We start from the raw sequence: 22,028 nt of genomic DNA, 5'->3' as shown, positions 1-22,028 counted from the left end.
TAGCAATAGCCAAAATAGTGGAACAATAGTAGTAACTCCTGTAATCAAGCCTAATGCCTATAATAGCAACTCTACTACGCTTAGTCAGACTATGAGAAATATCAGAAGTGATGTGAATTTAAGTGAGAAATATAATCAATTTTTCAATACCCTTGATAGCAGTGATTCTAATACCTATCAAGAGACTATGAGTCGTATAGAGGGTAATTCTGTATTTGATTTGACATCAATTACTACGCAAAATCACACTAGCTTTTATCAAAACAATATGCTCTTTAGCATAAATCCAGTAAGCTCAACTCTATTTTCTTATAATTCAAATCCGTATGATAATGGAATTTTTGTCGCGTCTGTGGCTAGTGATTATGCTATAGATTTGGGATTTGATAGTTTAAAACCAAAAAATTATTGGTATATAAATCCAACTTATAAAAGATATAATGGTAATGGATTTGATGGCTATCAAAGCGGAGTTAGCTTAAATTTAGCCCATAAAATAGATGATGGGACTATATCTTATGGGATTGGAGCTAGTAAATCTAGCTTGGATTTTGATATTGGTGCAAAATCCAAAAGCGATACTTTAAGCTTAGCGTTAAATTATACATATGACCTTGGCTCATTTAAGCTATTAAGCGGTGGGTCAGTTTTAGTAGCCTTTAATGAGAATGAAAGAGAGCTAAGTGGCACTATAAAAGGTAAATATAAAAGCTATAACTCAAATTTAGAGCTTGGAGTAGCTAAGGATTATAGTGTAGCTAACCTTACTATATCGCCTCTTGCATATTTAAGCTATGGCTATATCTATCAAGATAGCTTTAATGAAAGTGGAGAGATATTTGCTAAAAGATATGATAGTATAAGCCACGATACCATCATAGCAGCAGCTGGGCTAAATGGCTCATATCAGATTAGCGATAATCTAAGATATATAGGTTATGCTCTATATGAAAGAATGCTACAAGGATATAATATGGATGCTAAGGCTGAATTTAACGACTTTAGAGGTGAGAAATTTACCCAAAGATACCACCTAGATAAAAATAGATTAAATATCGGCTTAGGGGCAGAGTATGCGGCAAATAGTGGCTATTTTTTCAAATTTGCAGTAGGTGGTGAGTTTGCTTCTACTAGCGATAATTTAAATTTATCAGCCACGATTGGCAAGAGATTTTAATAAAAGGAAATTTATGAAATTTGCCATTTTATCTATCATTTTAGCTATAAATGCTATGGCATTAAGCGTTGTTGATATGCGTGGCAAAAGCGTGGAAATTCCAGATAATTTAGAGAAAATCGCAACCATTAGCGATGGATTTGTAGAAGGGGTGCTTACCCATCTTGGCAAGATAGATAAGGTAAGCTCCATCGCATCTTGGTCGCTAAAAAGGGATTATAAATATAAAATACAAGGCAGAGATAAAGAGCTTGAATTTGCTGGATTAAATACTATGAGAGCTTTACACCCTTGGCTTGATGATTTGCCTTGTTTTAACTCTCCGCAAGGAAATATTATCAATTATGAAACCCTTATCAACTCATCTCCAGAGCTTATAATTTTGCGTGTTGGGGATTGTACTATTGGTGGGGCTGATAAAATGGCTTTAGATAAAACTATATCAACGCTAGAGGCTACTAATATACCTTTAATTGTCCTATACTCTCCTACATATACCAAGGATTTATCTACTATGAGAGATGAGATGGCTATAATTGGCAAGATATTTGGCAAGGCTGATGAGGCTTTAGGGTTATATGATTATTTAGCTAGTATAGAGAATTTGATAAAAGCCAAAGTAGCAAATGTCAGCTACGAGCCAAGAGTATTGTATCTAGGTTTAAGCCTAGCTATGAAGAAAAATGGAGCTAGTGGGATCACATATGGGATTGATACGCCAGAATCATTAATTTTAGAAAGTTTAATAAGAGCTAAAAATGCACTCCCAAACGGCAAGGGATCTAGGATAATGATTAGTGCTGAGCAGATATATGGGCTTGATCCAGATGTGATTTTACTCCCTACATATAATGGCTACCATCCAGCATTTGAAATTTATGAAAGTCCAAACTACGCCAATTTATCCCAGCTAAGAGCGTTAAAAGAAAAAAGAGTATATTCTCTTCCTTGGACGCCTATGAATTGCTCAAGGAGATTAGAGTATCCTTTGGAGCTTTTGATTATTGCTAAGGCGGCTCATCAGCAAGAATTTAAAGATATTAATATAGCAGAGTTTGCAATTGAGTTTTATAAAAAGCTATATAATATAGATGATGAGAAGGCTAAAATGCTTAGAAAAACTCAATTATTAGATTGGACACAGAAGTTTTGAGAGTTGTATGGAGTTGCTTTTTTCTCTTTATTTTACTCATATTTTCAGCCTTCTTTGCTCTAATTAGTGGCAATCTAGATCTTAAAATAAGTGATGTAATTAGCGTAATTTTATACAATATTTTTGGCATTGGTAACATAGATCCAACTACTCAAATCGTCATTTGGAATCTTAGATTTCCTAGAATTTTAATAGCGATTTTAGTTGGAATTTCTCTTGCTAGTGCTGGAGTGATATATCAAAGCATATTTAGAAATCCACTAGTTGAGCCATTTATCTTAGGAGCTAGTGCGGGAGCTAGCTTTGGTGCTAGTTTGGCAATTTTACTTCCAGCTATCTTTATTTCGCTTCAAATTAGTGCTTTTGCCTTTGGGCTTTTGGCTGTATTTTTAGCCTATATTTTAGCATTTCAAAAAGGCGTTACAAATAGCGTTGCTTTGGTGCTTTCAGGGGTTATAGTAGGCTCTATTTTTAGCTCACTTGTTGGGATAATGAAGTATTTAAGCGAGGATTCTCAATTAAGAGAGATTACATTTTGGATGATGGGTGGATTATATCAAGCTAGTTGGTATGATATAGCGGTAAATGCGTCATTTGGGCTACCTTGTTTTATTATAGCTTTTATCCTTGCTTGGAAGTTAAATTTGCTTAGCCTTGGAGATGAAGAGGCTAGATCGCTTGGGATAAATCCGCAAATTTATAAGATTATATTCATCATCATAGCAACTCTTATAAGCTCACTTAGCGTATCTAGTGTGGGGATTATAGCGTGGATTGGGTTGATGATGCCACACGCTGCTAGAATGCTTGTTGGTGCAGATAATAGAGCGATACTACCAGTAGCTGGGCTAATGGGAGCGATATATTTACTGATTTGTGATACCCTTGCTAGGACTTTAAGTAGTGGCGAGATACCTGTTGGTATCATAGTTTCATTACTTGGAGCACCATTTTTATTATGGATTTTAAAGGCTAGAAGTGCAAAACTCTTTGGATAAAATAGTTGTGGGAAATTTAAATTTTAGCTATGGTAAAAATCAAATTTTAAGCGGGATATCATTTGAGCTTGAGCGTGGTGATTTGCTTGGTTTGATGGGGTCAAATGGTAGTGGTAAAACGACGCTTATACGCTCTTTGCTTGGATTTTTAAATGCTAGTTATGATGAGTATAGCTTATTTGGAAGTAAATTTAAAAATTTAAGTATTTCGCAAATTTCAAAGCTCATATCATATGTCCCACAAGCACATAATCTAGCATTTAATTACACCCTTTTTGAAGTGGTATTAATGGGTAAAAAGCCTCATTTTGGCGGTGTATTTGGATTTAGTAAAGCTGATATAAAATCAGTATATGCGGCTATGGATATGGTGGGAATTTTACAGCTTAAAGATAGAAATTTTAGTGAGCTTAGTGGCGGACAAAAACAGCTAGGATTGATAGCTAGGGCTATTGCTCAAAACTCTGAAGTGATGATCTTAGATGAGCCTACTAGTGCGCTTGATTTTAGTAATCAAATTTTAATTTGGAAAGTTATGAATACCATATCTAAAAGTGGTAAAATTATCATAGTTTGTAGCCATGAGCCAAATCATATATTTTGGTTTGCTACCAAAGTTTTTGCTATTAAAGATGGCAAATCGTTAGCGTTTGGAAAAAATGATATAATAAATGAGATTTTGCTAGAGCAAATTTATGGAGCTAATTATAAAATTTGCTCTCTTGCAAATCAAAAAATTATATATTATTCAATCAATTAAAAGGAGACAAAATGGCAAAAGTAGCTGTAATTATGGCAGATGGTTTTGAAGAGATTGAGGCTTTGAGCGTGGTAGATATATTGCGTCGTGCTGACGCGGAAGTAAGCATGGTAGCACTTAGTAATAATCTAGAAGTAAGCGGCGCTCACGGCGTTACATTGAAGGCTAATGTGGCTTTTGATGAGTTTGAATTTAAAGATATAGATATGATAGTTTTGCCTGGTGGATTACCAGGTGCTAAGCATTTAGCCCAAAGCCAAAAATTAGCTCAAAAATTAAGAGAAGCCAAATCAAATGGCAAGAGATTAGCCGCTATTTGTGCAGCTCCATGGGCATTTAGCACGGCTGGAGTTTTAGGTGATGAATATACTTGCTATCCAGGATTTGAAGCTACTATAAATCACGCTGGATATAATCCAGATAAAAATGTAGTGATAAATGGCAATATCATCACTTCTCGTGGTCCAGCTACAGCGATGGAATTTGCTCTAGAGCTAGTAAAGGAGCTTTGTGGCAATCAAAAATATAATGAGATAAAATCTGGGCTATTATTTTAATTAGTGCGAAATTTAGAAGTTTTAGCATAATTACTCGCAAAAGTAGGGTATATCCCTACTTTATACTTACTTGTAACTTTAAAAATAGATATTTAAAATAAGCAAAATTTTAATTAAATAATTATAAAATATTTAAATTTTTACACCATAGGAGGCAGTATGGCAAATCAAGAGGAGTATGTAACAATAAAGGTTAAAAAATCAAAATTAAAATATGAAGAGGAGCTAAAAAAGCTTCAAATTGAGTTTTTGAAATTTCAAACCTATGTGAAAAAAGAGGGCTTAAAAGTCTTAATAATCTTTGAAGGTCGTGATGCTTCAGGCAAGGGCGGGACAATTAAGAGATTAATAGAGCATACAAATCCTAGAGGGTGCCGTGTCGTCGCACTAGAAAAACCAAGCGATGTAGAAAGAACTCAGTGGTATTTCCAAAGATATAATAGTCATCTTCCAAGCGCTGGAGAGATAGTAATATTTGATAGAAGTTGGTATAATAGGGCTGGAGTTGAGCCTGTGATGGGCTTTTGTAGTGAAGAGGAGCATAAAGAGTTTTTACGCCAGGTGCCAAAATTTGAAGAGATGCTAGTAAGTTCTGGTATTATCTTATTTAAATTCTATTTTTCAGTCTCAAAAGAGGAGCAAAAAAGACGCTTTAAAGAGCGTAAAAATGATCCATTAAAGCAGTTTAAACTATCTCCAGTTGATGAGAAGAGCCAAGAGTTATGGGATCAATACACACTAGCAAAATACTCAATGCTTTTAGCCTCAAACACCCCATACGCACCATGGTCGGTAGTAACTAGCAATGATAAGAAAAAGGCTAGGATTAATGTATTTAAGCATATTCTTAGCAATGTAAATTATGATAATAAAATTAGCCAAAAAGAGCTAAAAGTAGATAGCGATATTTATAGAAGTGGTAGTGCTGAGATACAGCGAATGGAAGAAAACTTCAATCAAGAGCGTATAAAAACTAGGGATTAAGATTAAATTTGGTATAATACCACGCAAAATTTTATCAAGGAAAAATATGTCAAAAGTATGGAAATTCGGTGATAATATAGACACTGATGTGATAATAGCTGCTAGATATTTAAACACAAGCGATCCAGAAATTTTAGCTAAGCATGTGATGGAAGATGCTGATAAGGATTTTAGCTCTAAAGTAGGAGCGGGTGATTGTATTGTAGCTGGGGAAAATTTTGGTTGTGGTAGTAGTAGGGAGCACGCTCCAATAGCGATTAAGGCCGCTGGGATAAGCGTCGTTATAGCAAAATCATTTGCTAGAATTTTTTATAGAAATAGCTTTAATACCGGTCTTTTGATACTTGAGTACCCTCAAACTGATAGTATAAATGAAGGCGATGATTTAAAGATTGATTATAGCGGTGGGATAATTAAAAATTTAACCCAAAATTGCGAATATAAATTTGAGCCAATCCCTGAATTTATGCAAGAGCTTGTAAAAGCTGGTGGCTTGATTAATTATGCTAAAAGCACTATATAAGGATAATTTATGAAAAGTTATAATATTTGTGTGATAAAAGGCGATGGTATAGGCCCAGAGATCGCAGAAGAGGCTATAAAAGTTCTTGATAGCGTTAGTGCTAAGTTTAATTTTACATTAAATTATGAGTATTTTTTGATGGGTGGAGCTGCTATTGATGTATTTGGTGAGCCTTTGCCTGAAGAGACCTTACAAGGTGCTATGAGAAGCGATGCGGTGCTTTTTGGGGCTATTGGTGGAGAAAAATGGGATAATTTGCCAAGACATCTTCGCCCTGAAAGTGGGCTTTTAAAGCTTAGAAAATCTCTTGGTGCTTATGCGAATTTGCGTCCAGCGATGATATATGATGAGCTTATCAATGCCTCAACCCTAAAGCCTGAAGTCATAAAAGGCGTTGATATTTTAGTCGTTAGAGAGCTTACTGGTGGGCTATACTTTGGTCAGCCAAGACAGAAACTAGAAGATAGAGCCTATAATACCATGGCTTACACAGCACAGGAGATAGAAAGAATTGCTAAAATCGCCTTTGACGCTGCTATGAAAAGGCGTAAAAAAGTGTGTATGGTAGATAAAGCCAATGTGCTTGAGACTAGTCAGCTATGGCGTGAAGTTACCGCTAAAGTGGCAAAAGATTATCCTGAAGTGAGCCTAGAGTATATGTATGTGGATAATGCAGCTATGCAGCTTGTGAGATACCCAACTGGATTTGATGTGGTTTTGACTGAGAATTTATTTGGCGATATATTGAGTGATGAAGCTAGTATGGCGTGTGGCTCTATAGGGCTTTTACCAAGTGCGTCAATAGGTGGAAGCGTGGGTATATATGAGCCAATTCATGGAAGTGCCCCAGATATAGCAGGGCAAGGGATAGCTAACCCAATTGCGATGATTCTCTCAGCAGCAATGATGCTAAGATATGCTCTAGGCGAGAATGAGGCGGCAAATTGTATAGAAAATGCTATAAAATCGGTGCTAAAAGATGGATATAGGACAAAAGATATAGCCAAATTTGATGCTGTAGAGATCTGCACTACAAGCGAGATTGGCTCTATAATTAGTGATTATATTAAAAAGCAATGAGAGGGACGATTACAGAGGCCTTGATATATGAAAATCAAGGTCTAAGAGATGAGGCTTTAGAGGTTTATAAAAATATTTTAAAGCACGATCCAAGCAATGAAGAGGCTCGTTCAGCAATCAGAAGATTAAGTGGCTTAAAGCGTAAAAATGGCGAGTCAAATGAGCAAATGCTAGAGTTTTATCTAAATTTAAAAGAGGGCGACGCGGCTGGGATTAGAGAATTTAAAAGGTGGTTGATAAAGATATGAGATTAGAAGATATTGCGAAATTTACTATTGATGAGGTAAATGCTCAGCTACAAGGCACGAGCGATGCTGTGGCAAAAAATGGATTTATCGTAGAAGAGGCGAATGGGTATAGTGATTTTAGTAAAAAAGAGCCTATAAAAAGCGGGATTAACACTGCTAAAGAGCTAAGCAATCAACCTAAATTTCAATCCGAAAATATCACAATTTCCAAAGAGCCAACTACCCAAAATAGCTCTCAAATAAAAGAGGCATTAGCTGCTAAGGTGGCCTCTATAGATAGTATGCAAACCCCAAAAGATCTCGGATCAAGCGAGATGCTATATTTACAAGGATTAAAAGAGAGAATTGGTATATTATTTGAAGGGCTAAATAGTGCAGATGAGAGTAATCTTGAATTTAGGCTTGATATGACAATTAAATTTTTGGAATTTGCACTTGCGAGCATTGAAAATAGGCTATCAAATATCTCAAAATAGCGATTTTAAAGAGCTTAAAAATTTACTTTCAAAATATACAAAACGAGCATATTTAGTCGGCGGATCGGTGCGTGATCTACTTCTTGGGAGTAGCTCAAAAGATTATGATATTGAGATTTATGATATTAGTCCGGATAAATTTGATTCTCTTATGCAATCTTGCGGTGCTAGTGGCGTTGGTAAGAGCTATTTTGTTTATAAGCTTGGAAATTTTGATTTAAGTCTGCCAAGAAAGGAGTCTAAAAGCGGATTTGGTCATAAGGGCTTTAGCGTAGAGTATTGTAATGATGAAAAGATGGCTAGCTCTCGTAGGGATTTTACTATAAATTCGATTATGGTAAATATTTTTAGTGGTGAGATTTTGGATTTTTGGGGTGGTGTAGGTGATTTAATGGCAAAGAGGCTTAAGATCACAAATCCAGCAAATTTCAGCGATGATAGCCTTAGGGTTTTGCGTGGGGTGCAGTTTGTATCTAGATTTAATCTAATTTGTGAGCCAAAAAGCATGGAGATTATGCGAGACATTGATATAAGTGATTTAAGCTTAAATAGAGTTTATATGGAGCTAGAGAAGTTTTTTATGGCGAAATTTCAAATGCGTGGCATTCATTTACTAAGGGATCTTGGGCTTGATATTAGGCTTTTTGGGGTTAAATTTGATGATGGATTTTTAAAATTTATCTCTAATAAAATTAGCATAAATCAAGCATCATTTTTATACCATCTTATTAATTATTATAATATTAATGGCAAGGAGCTACTAGCTAAACTTGCTTTGCCAAACTCATACTCCATAGCCTACAAACAGCCATTTTATAACAAAATTAGTAAATTTAATATGATGAAAATTGCCCTTGATATGCCACTATCAAACTGGCTTGGGCTTGATAGCAAAGCTAGGATTAAGATGGCAAAAAAGCTAGGATTTTATGATATTAAATTTGCCCCACAAATAGACATTTCATCTATAAATCTAAGTGGAAAGGCCTATGGCGATGAGCTTAAAAGGCGTAAGATCGCAGCTATAAAGGAGCATTTAAGTGATCGCAATTGACCTAGGAAGCAATACAATTAGAGCTTGTAAAATGCGTTTATTAGATAGTGGCAACTTTGAGTGCGAATATAGCTTTGAGCGGATAGTTGGCTCAGCTAGAGGGCTTAATCATAAGGGTCTAGCTGATGATGCTATGAGTAGGATTAGGGCGGCTATTAGTGAGCTTGTGAGTGAAGCGAAATTTAACTCTAGCACCGCAGTGGCGACTGAGGCTTTTAGAAAAGCGGCTAATTCAGATGAGTTTTTTGCTAGGATTTATGATGATTTTGGGATTAAATTTAAGATAATTAGTGGCGAGTATGAGGCTTTTTTAACTAGGCTTGGAGTAAGCAATAGGGCTAAAATTTTAGGTCTTAAGATAGATAATTCTGTGTTAATAGACCTTGGTGGGGCTAGCACGGAGATTAGCTTTGGCGATGATAGCAAGAGCTTTGATTTTGGTATTATTACAGCTATTGAGAGTGATAAAAGCGGCACTATAAGTCAGGCTAAGAGCTTTATGGATAAATTTAAATTTAACAGTATTATCCTAACTTCAGGTGTGCCAACTACTGTGGCTTGTCTTAAATGCGGATTAAACTATTATAATTATAATGCGAATTTAGTAAATGGAACAAGGCTTGATAGGAGTGATTTTATCAACACGATAAATTTATTAAAAACTGCTTTTAATAAAGATGAATTAGTAGGCAAAAATAGGGCAGATTTGATAGTCAAAGGGTGCGAAATTTTGCTAGAATTTGTAGGAAATAGCACTTGCGTTGCGATCGATGATGGATTGCGTGAGGGGTTATTTATCGCTAATCAATTAAATTTAAAGGGGATAAAATGAGCGTAAAAGAGCAAATTTTAAATGATATAAAATCAGCCATGAAGGCTGGTAATAGCTTTGAAAGAGATACTTTGCGTATGATAAGCTCGGTATTTAAGCAAATTGAGGTTGATGAGAGAGTGCAGCTAGATGATGATAGAGTGTTTGTAATTTTACAAAGCGAAATTAAACGCCGAAATGAATCAGCCACGCAGTATAAAAACGGCGGTAGAGATGACTTAGCTCAAAAGGAGCTTGATGAGATTAGCATTATCTCTAGATACTTGCCAAAGCAACTTAGCGATGATGAGTTGAAAAGTAAAATGGAGCAGTTAGTAAGTCAAAATGGCTTAAGTGGGATTAAGGATTTGGGTGCTTTGATGAAGTTAGCTAAGGAGGCCATCGGCTCAGCGTGTGATGGAAAGCGTATGAGTGATGCGGCTAAAAAGGCACTCTCATAGCTGAAATTTGCCCCGATTAATGGGGCTTTGCTATTTACAACTATATGTGGCTATGGCTGATAGAGTTTGGTTTTGTTTTGATTCTATCGGGGTTGATTTTAGGTTTGTGTATGCTACTGGGTGGATAACGCTACTAAAATCAAGGCTATTTAATAGACAATTTCTATTTAACTCTTTTGAGTAATATTGTGCTTTTGCTATGGCGTTATTTAGGATTTTATTATGAAGTATCTCATTGTTTTGCGATATTGTAGTAGGCGATGAAGATTGGGCTATGGCTGGTAGATTTATAGCTATAAATTCACTACTTTTTACAACTTCATTTAAGGCTTTGATTAGCCCTTCATATTTATTTATATCGTTTTTAGCAAATTCACATTTAATATTAAAATTCACAAGCTGACCGCTAATAATCCTAGCTCCATCATTATAGCTATAGTTTGGCTCGATTGAGTAGGTAGAAGCTTTACAAATTTGAGAATTTCTAGCTAAATTTAATGCCTTATCTAAGGTGGCGGTTATTATCTCTAATTCATCAGTAGAGATTTGGGCTTTGGTGCGTAAGGAGTTGGTAGATTCAATATTTATATTAGCACTAAATCTATCTGGGATAAACTCCACACTCTCATCAATAGTGCGACTAAATTTAAGCTCTTTATCACTAAATTGGTCTTGAGATAGAAATTTAGCATCAAATACTACACCAGCGACAAAAACGATAAGCACAGCCAAAGCAAAAAGCGACTTAATAAGAAGATTTAACATATTTATCCTTAAGAAGTAAATTTATCTTGTATTTTACAATTTTAAATGAAATATTTGGTTAAATTTGGTTTTATTGTTGATTTTATCTAGTATTGTTTAGAAAAGAGAAGCTATAGCGATTTTATTAATTATAGATATTTATTAAATTTCTTAAACTTTGCTTGGGTATCCTTTAGCGTGAAAATAACTGAAATGATATCAAATGAAAGCTTAAATTAATGCTAGATTGCGTTTTTAAGGGCTTTTTCATAGTTTTGAAAGCTTAAGAGAAAAGTGTTGAAAAGGGCAATTGGTGCCTAGGGGGAGACTTGAACTCCCGACCTCCGGCTTATGAGACCAGCGCTCTAACCAGCTGAGCTACCGAGGCACAACTAAAATATGGTGGCTCTAACAGGACTTGAACCTGTGACCCCCACCATGTCAAGGTGATGCTCTACCAACTGAGCTATAGAACCTTTTGAGCTAAAAAGATTGTGATTATACAAATTCAAGCCTTAAATTTGTATAAATTTTGGGCTTGAAGTGAAATTTTATCCTAAATTAGCCTTAACGAGCATAGCATATAGGATAACAAACATTATAATTGTCGGGATTTCATTATATAATCTAAAGAATTTTCCACTTTTTTTGCATCTATTTTCTTTAAATTGCTTTAAAAAATATCCAAGGCTAAAGTGATAAATCACCAGTAATACAACACAGAGTAATTTTATATGAAAATAGCCTTGCTTCATTAGTTCTGGTTTTGCATGGACTAAAATGGATAATCCAGTAACAATGGCAATAATCATCGCTATCCAGCCAATTCCATGAAATAGCTTTGATTCTTGAATTTTCACTACATCGCAAAAGCCGTTATTTGCGATATTTTCAGCGTGATAGACAAATAGCCTAGGCAGATAAAAAAGCATAGCCATCCACGATATAAAAGCAGCATAGTGCAACCATTTGATCCATAAATATGTTTGGAATTCCATATTTTCTCCTTAAATTTTTTGAAAGTCTAGCATATGATTTATAAATAAATTTAAATATTTTTTAAAATCATATCCTTTCTATTTATATACTCCTCATAGCTTATGGCTCCATTTTTATATAATTCATATAATTTTTCTATATTTTCTAATTTTTTGCTATCGCTAATGCTATGCTCTAAGGATATTATCTCATTTATCCTAGCTACCCAGCTATGTATCAAAAATAGATCAATAAGCCACCACACTAGCCAAATAGCTAAAAATACATACCCTATCAAAAATACCGCCGTAGCACTACCAAACCAAAATAGCCCAAGTTGTAAAAAGCCACTTGTAATTCTACCGCAATAAAATCTATGCCCGCTAAAAGTAGATAGAAAAACCACAATAAATATGCTATATAGACATTACGACCCATTTATCCTTTTTTCCTTAGGATTAGTGATTGGATTAATATTATTGCTACGCCTAAATTTATCATCACATCAGCAAAATTAAACACAGCAAACTCAAACCACTTATGCCAAAATATATAATCAACCACCCCAGAGTGGATAAATCTATCTAAAATATTAGAACACCCACCGCCTAAAATCAAGCCAAAAGCCGTAGTATGCGATCTTAAAAGCTCTTTTTGCCCTAGTAGATAACCAAGCAAAAGAGCGATTAATCCTAGTTGGATATATTTTAAATTCGCTCCTAAAAACGCAAACATAGAAAATGCCACGCCTTTATTATAGACAAGCACCAGATCAATGAAGCTACCATAATATCTAAATCCGTGTAAAAATACCCACTTTATAAGCTGATCTATAGCAAAAACTATAGCAAAAGAGCCTAAAAATCGTAAAATTACCCTATTCATTTAAAGCTTTTATAAAGAATTTTTCCACCTCTTCCATCTTTTTACTAACTAGATACTCATCTTTGCCTTCAAGAAGTAATCTAATTAAATTTTCTGTCCCAGAGTAGCGAAATAGTGAGCGAATATGGAGCTTTTCTAACTCTTTTTCTAGCTCTTTTATCCCTTCTATCTCATCAAGTGGGCGTTTTTGAGAGATTTTTAAATTTAGTAGTTTTTGTGGGTATGGCTTGATTTTATCAAAAATTTCACTAGCTTTTTTGCCGCTTTTTAATAAAGAAGCACTAACTTGCAAAGCTGAAACCAAGCCATCTCCAGTTTTAGAAAAATCGCTAAAAATTATATGGCCGCTTTGTTCGCCACCAAAGTTTATCCCATGCTCTTTCATCATATTTAGCACATATTTATCCCCGACATTTGAGCGTTTTATGGCGATTTTTCGCTTATTTAAAAAGTCATCTAAAGCCGCATTACTCATCACAGTTGATACAATCGCTTTTTTGCTTAGCATATTATTTTCATCTAAATAGCTTGCAAGCATACCAAGAAGCGCATCTCCATCAACCACAGCTCCCCTTTCATCGACAACTACGAGTCTATCAGCATCTCCATCAAATGCAAACCCAATATCAGCCCTTAATCTCCTAACCTCCATTGCCAAAATTTCAGGATGTAAAGCACCGCAATTTTCATTGATATTAGATCCGTTTGGCTTGTCATTTAGCACGATTATTTCAGCGCCTAATTCGCTAAATACCGTTGGAGCGACCTTGTATGCAGCGCCATTTGCCACATCTAAAACCACTCTTAATCCTTTTAATGTTAGCTCTTTTGGAAATGAATTTTTAATATGAACGATATAGCGACCTATAACATCATCAATTCTTTTAGCGCTACCGATATTTAGAGCGGTTTTTTGATTATTTTCTATTAAATTTGAATCAAAATATATATCTTCAATATCTTTTTCATCTGTTTCAGATAGCTTATTTCCACTACCATCAAAAAATTTAATCCCATTATCATAAAATGGATTATGGCTCGCACTTATCATTATACCAGCATCGCATCGCATATCTTCGGTTAAAAAAGCAATAGCTGGAGTTGGCATTGGACCAATCTGGACTACATCATACCCAACAGCCGTAAGTCCCGCTACAATAGCGGTTTCTATCATATAGCCACTTTTTCTTGTATCTTTGCCGACTAAAATTTTATTGGTCTTAGAGTGCTCTCTAAAGTATATTCCAGCTGCCATCGCTAGACGCATAGCCGTCATCGCATCTAGCTTTTTCCCAGCTAGACCTCTTACTCCATCAGTTCCAAATAGCTTCATTTTTCCCTCATTAGATAAATTTAATCGCAATTTTATCTAAAAATATTAAACTGATGAGAATGAAGGCAAATTTAATTAGATTAAAGGATACTTAAATTCAGTTTTGATTAATAATCATTTTGGTATAATTCCGAGCTAAAATTATGAAAAAGGTATGTTATGGCAAATCATAAATCTGCTGAAAAAAGAGCAAGACAAACCATAAAAAGAACAGAAAGAAATAGATTTTACCGCACAAGATTAAAAAATTTGACAAAAGCGGTAAGAGTAGCAGTCGCTAATAATGATAAAGAAGCGGCTTTGGTAGCATTAAAAGATGTAAATAAGAGCTTTCATAGTTTTGTAAGTAAAGGCTTTCTTAAAAAAGAGACAGCTTCTAGAAAAGTTAGCCGCTTAGCAAAATTAGTAAATACATTAGCTGCATAAGCTAGTTTATGCTTGCGCAAAAACTCCGTCCATTCATAGATCGCTTTAGTGAAATAGAGAATTTACTAAGCGATCCAGCAGTTATCAACGATATTAATCGCATGACTGAACTCTCCAAAGAACAAAGAAATTTAGAACCAATCAAAGAAGCTAGTGATAGATATCTAAGTATATTATCAAGCATTGAGGAAAATCGCGAACTTTTAGGCGATAGTGAGCTAGGGGAGCTTGCTAAAGATGAGCTTAAGACGCTTGAATCATCTCTTGAGAAGTTAGAAAATGAGATTAGGATTTTACTCATTCCAAAAGACCCAAATGATGATAAAAATATATTTTTAGAGCTTAGAGCTGGGACTGGCGGCGATGAGGCGGCCTTGTTCGTGGGGGATTTGGCAAATGCTTATATGCGTTATACCGAGCAAAGAGGGTATAAATTTGAGATTGTAAGCTCTAGCCAAGGAAGTGTTGGTGGGTTTAAAGAGATTATTTTGCTTATAAAGGGCGATGGTGCCTACTCAAGATTAAAATTCGAAGGTGGCACACATAGAGTTCAAAGGGTCCCAGAGACTGAAAGCCAAGGTAGAGTTCATACATCTGCTATTACCGTAGCGGTTATGCCTGAAGTTCAAGATAGCCAGATTATTATCAATGAAAACGACCTTAAAATAGATGTAATGCGTAGTAGCGGACATGGTGGTCAAAGTGTCAATACCACAGATTCGGCTGTTAGAATCACGCATAAACCAACTGGATTAGTAGTGGTAAATCAAGATGGCAAAAGTCAGCATAAAAATAAAGAGGCTGCGATGAAGGTTTTAAAAGCTAGACTTTATGAGATGCAAGAAAAGGAGCGTCTAGCAGCTCAAAGCCAAGAGCGTAAAGACCAAGTTGGGACTGGGGATAGAAGCGGTAGAATCCGCACTTATAACTATCCGCAAAATAGAATTAGTGACCACAGGATAAATTTGACACTTTATAGGCTTGATGTGATTATGGCTGGTGGGCTCTTTGATGAGATTATCGATCCATTAATAGCTGATTATCAAGCAAATGCTATAGCAAACGCTGGGTTATAATGGAACTTCTATTTTTAGCGATTGCACTCTCTATGGATAGTGCGGCGCTTAGCATCGCAAATGGTGCTAAGTGTGGAAATTTAAAATTACTTAAGATTATCAAAATTGCTTTTATTTATGGATTTTTTCAGGCTTTTATGCTGTTTATTGGCTATATTTTGGGGCTTGAGTTTATCAGATATGTAGAATTTATCGATCACTATATAGCATTTTGTATTTTGGTATTTTTGGGATTAAAGATGATTAAAGAGTCTAGAGATAGCGGAAATTTAGAGTGTAGTATAGATTTGAGTTTAAAATTATTAATCATCGGGGCAGTAGCTACTAGTATTGATGCCTTGGCTGTTGGTGTAGCACTTAGCTTTGAAGGTAGTAGTATTTTGCTTAGTCTAATCGCAGTTGGGGTAGTTTGTTTTATTATATGTATTGGGGCTGTTTATCTTGGTAAATATCTTGGTGAGGCCTTAGAGAGTAAGGCTTTGATTTTAGGTGGAGTTATTCTTATTGGGATTGGATTTAAAATTTTAATATCTCATCTTTTTGGGCTAGATATTTAGTTGATATACTCCATTTTTTATCTTTTTTATTACACGCTTTTGAGTTAGTAAATTTATAGTCTCTATGGCTGTTGGTTTGCTGATATTTAGCTCATCGCATAGCTCTTTTATAGTGTATTTAAATCTCTTATCATCATCTAAATTATTAGCTATAAATTCTATAATTTCTGATTTTTTCTCTCCTAAAATCATAGATACAATGCTTTTATATAACTCCATATTTTTGCCTATTTAGTTTATTATATCTAGGTTTTTATCATAAATGCTTGTTTGAATATCAAAAAATCCTAAAATAGTGTGAAAAATATTATCATGTGAGAAGCTATTATCTTTTATATTTTTTAAATTTTCTAGCTGATTTTTATCTTCTAGCCATAGCATTGCAGGGACTTTAGTTTGAAAATCTGGTGCTAAAAAGTATGGTGCTCCATGGAGATAAACCCCATTTTCTCCAAGGCTCTCGCCGTGGTCGCTTACATAGAATAAACCAGTTTGCATATCGCTTTGCTCTAGCATATCTACTATTTGGTTTATTATGTAATCTGTGTATAAAATTGTGTTATCATAGGTATTTACTATCTCTTGATAGGTGCAGTTTTTCAAAGTAGCTGTATCGCAAGTCGGGCTAAATTTAGCAAATTCTTTCGGATATCTTTTAAAATATGTTGGTCCGTGGCTACCTTGGAGATGGACGACTATTAGGCTACTATCTTTAGCATTTTGAATTTGGCTTTTTATCTCTTGTAGCATAACTCCATCATAGCTATCACCGCCAAAATCCTTAATATCATCTAAACGCGTACAGATACCTTTACACGATCCAGAGTTATTTCCTATCCAGCTTACTTTTACTCCAGCAGTTTTTAAGACATCTAGCACATTACTCATATTTGAAGCGGCATTGACTGAGAAATTATCTCTATTTAAATTTGAAAACATACAAGGCAAACTTATAGCAGTTGAAGTCCCACAAGAGCTAAATTTGGAAAAACTTAGCATTTCATTTGCTTTGGAGTACGGATTTGTATCGTTTATTTCATAGCCATTTAATGAGTAGTTTGCTGCTCTAGCAGTCTCTCCAGCTACAAATACAAATAGCATTTTTTGATCTGTTTGCATTGAGGCATCAAGCCCAATCTCCTTAAATTCAGCCTTTGGCGCTAGGGAATTTATATATTTATTTGCTGAGTATAAGGGATAAAAAGGGGTTGTGTAAAATCTTATTTGATTGTAAGTTCTAAAAAATGGAATGTAATCCTTACTCAAACTAGCAAAAATTACGCCAAAAAGTATGAGCGAAGTAATACAAAGCAAACTTCTATATTTTAAGGCTTTTAGTATATTTGTTTTGGTTATTTTTACTTTGATTATTAAAAATATAGCTACAGCAGCTAGGGCTACCCAAAATATCATATTTAAATTTAATAGGTCTTTTACCTCTTTAGCGTCCGTTTGAAGTGCGTTTCTTATCATTTCGCTATCTATGATGACTGAGTAGGCATTCATAAAATACGCTCCGACAACGCCAATGATGGTTAAAAATATTGCTAAAGCTTTTGTTATGTATGGTAAAAATAGTAAGCTAAAAATGAAAACTACAAGAGAGAAAAATAGCACCGGCAAAGATAGTAATAAAAAGGCATTATCTGTAAAGCGGACGCTATTAAAAGCAAATTCGAAAAATTTATAATTTAACGCCGTGATAAATAGTGTAAAATATATGATAAATTTATTTGAGCTCATTTAAATTTCCTTTAAAATAAAAGTTGGAATTATAAGCTTAGATTGTAATTTTATGATAAAGATATAGTTAATGATTGGAAAATATTTTAAATTTTGGATTATAATAGGATTAAAAAAGGGTGAAATGTGAAACTGATTTCGTGGAATGTAAATGGACTTAGGGCGGTTATAAATAAAGATGCTTTTTCGTGGCTTAGTGAGTATAAGCCAGATTTTCTAGCTCTTCAAGAGATAAAGGCAAGCGAGGATAAAATCCCAGTTCAAATATACAATCTAGGATTTGAAAATATATCTGTAAATTCAGCCAAAAGGGCTGGGTATTCAGGCGTGATGAGCTTGTCGAATTTAAAATCAACTAATCTAAAATCGCAGTTTTTTGATGATGATGAGGGTAGGGTTTTAGAGCATAGATTTGATAATATTCATCTTTTTAATATATATTTTCCAAATGGTCAGCAAGGCGATGAGAGACTAGCGTATAAGATGGATTTTTATGATAAATTTCTAGCTTATATCAAGGCTTTGGTTGGTGATGGTAAGGGGGTGATATTTTGTGGCGATGTAAATACCGCTCACAGAGAAATTGATCTAAAAAACCCAAAGGCTAACTCTAAAACAAGCGGATTTTTGCCATGTGAAAGGGAGTGGATAGATAGGGTTTTAGACGCTGGATTTATCGATACTTTTAGGTTTATAAATGGCGATAAGAAGGATGCGTATTCTTGGTGGAGCTATAGGTTTAATTCAAGGGCTAAAAATGTAGGTTGGCGGATTGATTATTTTTTCATCAGTTCAAATTTGAAAGATAAGCTAAAAGACGCTTTTATACTAGGTAGTATCGATGGTAGCGACCATTGCCCTGTGGGGATAGATATAGATTTATAAGGAGAGATTATGGATAGTGTGGTTGTAGTTATAGATATGCAAACTAAGCTTTTAAGAGTGATGAGTGATGAAAATTTGGTGGCTAATAGCGTGAAATTCTTAAAAATAGCTAATGAGCTAGGATTAAAAATAATCGCTACTGAGCAGTATAAAAAAGGTCTTGGCGACAGTGATGAGCAGATACTAAATTTAATAAACTCTAAGATATTTGATAAGTTAGAATTCTCAGCTTTTAACTCTATAAAAGATGAAATCTTAGGCTATAAAAGCGTGATTTTAATCGGCGTAGAGGCTCATATCTGCGTGTATCAAACGGCTTTGGATCTTATCAAAAACGGCTTTAGCGTGACGCTAGTTGATGAGTGTATAGGAAGTAGAGATCCGCAAAATAAGGTTTTAGCCTATTTGAATTTAAAAGAAGCCAAGGTAAAATCAATTGAGATGGTAGCCTTTGAATTGCTCCAAAGTGCCACTCACCCAAGCTTTAAGGCTATTTCAAATTTAATAAAATAGCCTTACTCCATATCGTAGCTATCCTCTTCGTCCTCATCATCGTATGAGTAGTCGTTTTCATCATAGTTGTAGCTACGAGATCTATCCTTGTAGCTATCTTCGTAATCATCGTAATTGAGATTTTCATCTAGTTCATCATCATATATATCAGACACTTTTTTCTCCTTTGTGAATTTGAATTTCTGGTATGGATTCTATATATAAACTTCTGCTTGGGAAGGCAAAGCTCGCATCATCATATCGCTCTATTATCTCTATTATTTTAAGCATTACATCCTCTTTGGTGGCTAAGTATTCGCCCCAAATCACGCTTTTGCTAAAGCAGTATATCAAGATATTTATGGAGTTATCGCCAAATTCATCAAGCACGACAAAAAGATTACTTTTATACCCATCTAAGTCATCTACAGAGACCATATTTTGGCGATATTTTATCCGTGCGTCATTGCTATTTAAGGCACTATCTATACCGCTTTTAGCGATTCCTTCGTGGTTTAAAAGCATATTTCTTATATCATTTATGCAGTTTTGAATGCTTTGTTTGGAAGTTGTGTAGCTTAGACCTACTTGCATTTTGATCTGGCGGCCTATCTTTCTGCGATTCCAGTTTTTGATACTTTCGCTCATAATTTTGGAATTTGGCACAAATACTAAAGCATTGTCAAATGTTCTAATAGTTGTCTTTCTAAGCCCTATCTCAACCACCGTTCCTTCAATCCCACCACAAACAATCCAATCTCCTTGACTAAATGAGCTATCAAAAAGAAGCAAAATAGAGGCAAAAAAGTTGGCTATTATATCTTTTGTTGCTAATGCCACAGCTAGTCCGCCAATACCAAGAGAGGCGATAATCGTGCTAATATCAAAGCCAATTTTGCTTAAAATTACCAAAATTGTAATGATAATTACGATAAAATATAAGACTTTAATTATGAGATTTACCACCTCTTTGCGACCTGATTTTTGGGCGATTTTTGATAAGATGATAATCCCATACCCATCAAGTACTCCTATCACAAACCACGCTATAACCACGCTATAAGCAATATCAAAGTAGTTTTTCATCTCTATGCTTATGGTGGAAGGATAGTAGGCGATGATGAGAGATAAATTTAGTGCATATATGATAAAAAATATCACAACAGGTAGCTTGATGGCTGCTACGAATTGCTCTTTGAGCTCATTATTTGCATTTCTTGATCGAGATAAGATAGCGATAAGTATCCTATAAAGTAAAAGCGAAGCCACCCTTGGTAAGAGTATAAAAAATATACAAACTAAGGATATAATAGTGATTTTGCCTATATTTATGGATTTGGATTGTAAATTTACAGCCATATTTATCTTGTTGATTATATTTTGTAAATTTAGGCTAGTTAGCACAAAATTGCTATCAAAAAGCTCAGAATTATCTTTTAAATAATTTAGTATTTCGCTATATGTTTGACGCTTTATCTCAAGCGTGGTTAGCTCATTGGCGATATTTTGGCTATTTGGATCTTGGCTTATTGATTTTAACTCTTGATAGTTGGAGATTTGAATTTGAGTTATGGCATCGATTATGGCCTCATCTGGGGTTTTGCTATAATCTTTAAAAGCTTGAGATATTTGTGATAGCGACCAGTAGTAAATTTTATCTAAATTAGCAGAGGCTAGAGATATTTGCGTTTGAATGAAGTGAGTAGAGTTAGCTTGGTATCTTTTTAACTCCTCATTTAGTGCTCTTATGTATGAATTTATGTGGGTTTGATTAAAATCATTGCTACTAGTGATGAGTGCTGGCAAGCTTTTGATTAGGCTATTTTTCTCATTTTCTAGGATTGAAATCTCATCGTTTGTGCTAGCATTTTGCTCTTTTATTATGGTTAATTGCGAATTTAGCGATATAATCTTATTGTTTACATCACTTAGCTGATTTGCTAATAAAAGATTACAAAATAGATTAAAAATCAGTAAAAATTTGAGAGTAAATTTCTTCATAGTCTATGCTCTTTTCTAATAGTTTAAAGCTTTTTGTAGCGTCATCGTAGTTATATAATTCCCCAGTTTCTATGATATAGTGCCAGCCATATAGCTTTAACTCTTTAGCTTTTAGCTTATCTATCACGCCTGGGAAGGTCATAATATTTTGGAGTGAGTTTATGATATTTAGCCTTTCAGTTACCCAAGCTCTTTTGGCTGGAGTTATATCTTTATCTTTTAAAACCTCTTTTTTAATATCCTCAATTATCAAAAGCCACTTTTTAACAACTGGCGTACTCTTTAATTTATCATCGCTTTGATATAGTGCTTCGCAGCCACCGCAGTTGCTATGACCGCATACTATTATATTTTTAATCCCTAAAGTATTTATAGCATACTCAATGGCCGCTGTAGTGGCTAAAAACTCATCTACTAGCCTATATTGTGGGACGATATTTGCGATATTTCGCACGACAAATAGCTCACCTGGCAAGGTGTTGGTGATTAAATTTGGCACCACTCTAGAGTCAGAACATCCGATAAATAGCGTATGTGGCGTCTGCTTATTACCTAGATGTTCAAATAGCTCTTTATGCTCTATGAAGTTTTCTTCCATAAATTTAACTGCGCCATTTATTATATTA

Annotated in this window: 28 protein-coding genes and 2 tRNA genes; 18 read left to right on the top strand and 12 right to left on the bottom strand. The window is 34.7% G+C overall.

The features are described 5' to 3' along the window. The 13 genes from CSUIS19073_RS02465 to CSUIS19073_RS02405 form a co-directional block, all read left to right on the top strand. The coding region (locus CSUIS19073_RS02465) for an autotransporter outer membrane beta-barrel domain-containing protein (RefSeq protein WP_337214376.1) at window positions 1–1,177 on the top strand (1,177 nt) is incomplete at its 5' end. Between the two features lie 13 nt (window positions 1,178–1,190). Further along, entirely contained in the window at window positions 1,191–2,330 is a 1,140-nt protein-coding gene (locus CSUIS19073_RS02460) for an ABC transporter substrate-binding protein (RefSeq protein WP_086237329.1), read from the top strand. Continuing rightward, complete coding sequence (locus CSUIS19073_RS02455; RefSeq protein ID WP_236845292.1) at window positions 2,327–3,328, top strand: FecCD family ABC transporter permease; 1,002 nt, start codon at window positions 2,327–2,329, stop codon at window positions 3,326–3,328. The genes CSUIS19073_RS02460 and CSUIS19073_RS02455 overlap by 4 nt, the downstream gene beginning before the upstream one ends. After that, on the top strand, window positions 3,309–4,088 hold the full coding sequence (locus CSUIS19073_RS02450; protein ID WP_086237331.1) for an ABC transporter ATP-binding protein: 780 nt from the start codon (window positions 3,309–3,311) through the stop codon (window positions 4,086–4,088). The genes CSUIS19073_RS02455 and CSUIS19073_RS02450 overlap by 20 nt, the downstream gene beginning before the upstream one ends. A gap of 11 nt (window positions 4,089–4,099) precedes the next feature. After that, complete coding sequence (locus CSUIS19073_RS02445) at window positions 4,100–4,645, top strand: DJ-1 family glyoxalase III (RefSeq protein WP_086237332.1); 546 nt, start codon at window positions 4,100–4,102, stop codon at window positions 4,643–4,645. A 159-nt stretch (window positions 4,646–4,804) separates the two neighbouring features. Continuing rightward, window positions 4,805–5,629, top strand: a complete 825-nt coding sequence (gene ppk2, locus CSUIS19073_RS02440; protein ID WP_086237333.1) for a polyphosphate kinase 2 — start codon at window positions 4,805–4,807, stop codon at window positions 5,627–5,629. A 46-nt stretch (window positions 5,630–5,675) separates the two neighbouring features. Next, the gene (locus CSUIS19073_RS02435) at window positions 5,676–6,152 is read left to right on the top strand and encodes a 3-isopropylmalate dehydratase small subunit (RefSeq protein WP_086237334.1); all 477 of its coding nucleotides are present in this window, start codon (window positions 5,676–5,678) and stop codon (window positions 6,150–6,152) included. Between the two features lie 9 nt (window positions 6,153–6,161). Next, window positions 6,162–7,232: a 3-isopropylmalate dehydrogenase gene (gene leuB, locus CSUIS19073_RS02430; protein ID WP_086242453.1), complete on the top strand. Its 1,071-nt coding sequence runs from the start codon at window positions 6,162–6,164 to the stop codon at window positions 7,230–7,232. Continuing rightward, the gene (locus CSUIS19073_RS02425; RefSeq protein ID WP_086237336.1) at window positions 7,229–7,480 is read left to right on the top strand and encodes a tetratricopeptide repeat protein; all 252 of its coding nucleotides are present in this window, start codon (window positions 7,229–7,231) and stop codon (window positions 7,478–7,480) included. The genes leuB and CSUIS19073_RS02425 overlap by 4 nt, the downstream gene beginning before the upstream one ends. Further along, window positions 7,477–7,956, top strand: a complete 480-nt coding sequence (locus CSUIS19073_RS02420) for a CiaD-like domain-containing protein (RefSeq protein WP_086237337.1) — start codon at window positions 7,477–7,479, stop codon at window positions 7,954–7,956. The genes CSUIS19073_RS02425 and CSUIS19073_RS02420 overlap by 4 nt, the downstream gene beginning before the upstream one ends. Further along, on the top strand, window positions 7,916–9,010 hold the full coding sequence (locus CSUIS19073_RS02415) for a CCA tRNA nucleotidyltransferase (protein WP_086237338.1): 1,095 nt from the start codon (window positions 7,916–7,918) through the stop codon (window positions 9,008–9,010). The genes CSUIS19073_RS02420 and CSUIS19073_RS02415 overlap by 41 nt, the downstream gene beginning before the upstream one ends. Then, on the top strand, window positions 8,997–9,842 hold the full coding sequence (locus tag CSUIS19073_RS02410) for a Ppx/GppA phosphatase family protein (protein WP_086237339.1): 846 nt from the start codon (window positions 8,997–8,999) through the stop codon (window positions 9,840–9,842). Before CSUIS19073_RS02415 ends, CSUIS19073_RS02410 begins: the two co-directional genes overlap by 14 nt. Beyond that, on the top strand, window positions 9,839–10,282 hold the full coding sequence (locus CSUIS19073_RS02405; protein ID WP_086237340.1) for a GatB/YqeY domain-containing protein: 444 nt from the start codon (window positions 9,839–9,841) through the stop codon (window positions 10,280–10,282). Before CSUIS19073_RS02410 ends, CSUIS19073_RS02405 begins: the two co-directional genes overlap by 4 nt. Window positions 10,283–10,312: 30 nt before the next feature. Here the strand turns inward: CSUIS19073_RS02405 and CSUIS19073_RS02400 are convergent, their stop codons facing one another. From CSUIS19073_RS02400 to glmM, 7 genes are all read right to left on the bottom strand, one after another. After that, a complete protein-coding gene (locus CSUIS19073_RS02400; protein ID WP_086237341.1) occupies window positions 10,313–11,047 on the bottom strand; it encodes an SIMPL domain-containing protein in 735 nt (244 codons plus the stop codon). A 290-nt stretch (window positions 11,048–11,337) separates the two neighbouring features. Next, a tRNA-Met gene (locus CSUIS19073_RS02395) sits at window positions 11,338–11,414 on the bottom strand. A gap of 12 nt (window positions 11,415–11,426) precedes the next feature. Continuing rightward, window positions 11,427–11,502 (bottom strand) — tRNA-Val (locus tag CSUIS19073_RS02390). Window positions 11,503–11,577: 75 nt separating this feature from the next. After that, on the bottom strand, window positions 11,578–12,024 hold the full coding sequence (hemJ, locus tag CSUIS19073_RS02385; protein WP_086237342.1) for a protoporphyrinogen oxidase HemJ: 447 nt from the start codon (window positions 12,022–12,024) through the stop codon (window positions 11,578–11,580). 50 nt (window positions 12,025–12,074) lie between these two features. Further along, window positions 12,075–12,410 (bottom strand): NINE protein, encoded by a 336-nt coding sequence (locus CSUIS19073_RS02380; RefSeq protein WP_236845294.1) that lies wholly within the window; start codon window positions 12,408–12,410, stop codon window positions 12,075–12,077. Between the two features lie 32 nt (window positions 12,411–12,442). Next, window positions 12,443–12,889, bottom strand: a complete 447-nt coding sequence (lspA, locus tag CSUIS19073_RS02375; protein ID WP_086237344.1) for a signal peptidase II — start codon at window positions 12,887–12,889, stop codon at window positions 12,443–12,445. Further along, complete coding sequence (gene glmM / locus CSUIS19073_RS02370; RefSeq protein ID WP_086237345.1) at window positions 12,882–14,222, bottom strand: phosphoglucosamine mutase; 1,341 nt, start codon at window positions 14,220–14,222, stop codon at window positions 12,882–12,884. Before glmM ends, lspA begins: the two co-directional genes overlap by 8 nt. Window positions 14,223–14,381: 159 nt before the next feature. Between glmM and rpsT the strand changes: the two genes are divergently transcribed. From rpsT to CSUIS19073_RS02355, 3 genes are read left to right on the top strand one after another with little or no spacing between them, the layout of a single operon-like run. Beyond that, window positions 14,382–14,648: a 30S ribosomal protein S20 gene (gene rpsT, locus CSUIS19073_RS02365; RefSeq protein WP_086237346.1), complete on the top strand. Its 267-nt coding sequence runs from the start codon at window positions 14,382–14,384 to the stop codon at window positions 14,646–14,648. An 8-nt stretch (window positions 14,649–14,656) separates the two neighbouring features. Beyond that, window positions 14,657–15,724 carry a peptide chain release factor 1 gene (gene prfA, locus CSUIS19073_RS02360; RefSeq protein WP_086237347.1) on the top strand — a complete coding sequence of 356 codons (1,068 nt, stop codon included), beginning with the start codon at window positions 14,657–14,659 and terminating at the stop codon, window positions 15,722–15,724. Then, window positions 15,724–16,281 (top strand): manganese efflux pump MntP, encoded by a 558-nt coding sequence (locus tag CSUIS19073_RS02355; RefSeq protein ID WP_086237348.1) that lies wholly within the window; start codon window positions 15,724–15,726, stop codon window positions 16,279–16,281. Before prfA ends, CSUIS19073_RS02355 begins: the two co-directional genes overlap by 1 nt. Here the strand turns inward: CSUIS19073_RS02355 and CSUIS19073_RS02350 are convergent. Next, on the bottom strand, window positions 16,270–16,500 hold the full coding sequence (locus CSUIS19073_RS02350) for a replication/maintenance protein RepL (RefSeq protein ID WP_086237349.1): 231 nt from the start codon (window positions 16,498–16,500) through the stop codon (window positions 16,270–16,272). The genes CSUIS19073_RS02355 and CSUIS19073_RS02350 overlap by 12 nt on opposite strands. 12 nt (window positions 16,501–16,512) lie before the next feature. Further along, the gene (locus tag CSUIS19073_RS02345; RefSeq protein WP_086237350.1) at window positions 16,513–18,024 is read right to left on the bottom strand and encodes a phosphoethanolamine transferase; all 1,512 of its coding nucleotides are present in this window, start codon (window positions 18,022–18,024) and stop codon (window positions 16,513–16,515) included. A 126-nt stretch (window positions 18,025–18,150) separates the two neighbouring features. Between CSUIS19073_RS02345 and CSUIS19073_RS02340 the strand changes: the two genes are divergently transcribed. Beyond that, complete coding sequence (locus tag CSUIS19073_RS02340; protein ID WP_086237351.1) at window positions 18,151–18,909, top strand: exodeoxyribonuclease III; 759 nt, start codon at window positions 18,151–18,153, stop codon at window positions 18,907–18,909. 9 nt (window positions 18,910–18,918) lie between these two features. Beyond that, window positions 18,919–19,422, top strand: coding sequence for an isochorismatase family protein (locus CSUIS19073_RS02335; protein WP_086237352.1), 504 nt, complete (start codon window positions 18,919–18,921; stop codon window positions 19,420–19,422). A 2-nt stretch (window positions 19,423–19,424) separates the two neighbouring features. Here CSUIS19073_RS02335 and CSUIS19073_RS02330 read toward each other — a convergent pair whose 3' ends face one another. The 3 genes from CSUIS19073_RS02330 to CSUIS19073_RS02320 are packed head-to-tail and all read right to left on the bottom strand — an operon-like array spanning window position 19,425 to window position 22,000. Next, a complete protein-coding gene (locus CSUIS19073_RS02330) occupies window positions 19,425–19,577 on the bottom strand; it encodes a hypothetical protein (RefSeq protein WP_180379389.1) in 153 nt (50 codons plus the stop codon). Then, the gene (locus CSUIS19073_RS02325) at window positions 19,570–21,402 is read right to left on the bottom strand and encodes a mechanosensitive ion channel family protein (RefSeq protein ID WP_086237353.1); all 1,833 of its coding nucleotides are present in this window, start codon (window positions 21,400–21,402) and stop codon (window positions 19,570–19,572) included. The genes CSUIS19073_RS02330 and CSUIS19073_RS02325 overlap by 8 nt, the downstream gene beginning before the upstream one ends. Further along, window positions 21,365–22,000: a carbonic anhydrase gene (locus CSUIS19073_RS02320; protein WP_086237445.1), complete on the bottom strand. Its 636-nt coding sequence runs from the start codon at window positions 21,998–22,000 to the stop codon at window positions 21,365–21,367. Before CSUIS19073_RS02320 ends, CSUIS19073_RS02325 begins: the two co-directional genes overlap by 38 nt. Window positions 22,001–22,028: the final 28 nt, after the last annotated feature.

It is taken from the genome of Campylobacter sp. RM19073 (assembly GCF_024723495.1).
GTDB classification, from domain to species: domain Bacteria; phylum Campylobacterota; class Campylobacteria; order Campylobacterales; family Campylobacteraceae; genus Campylobacter; species Campylobacter porcelli.
This window is presented reverse-complemented; position numbering and strand designations above follow the sequence as displayed.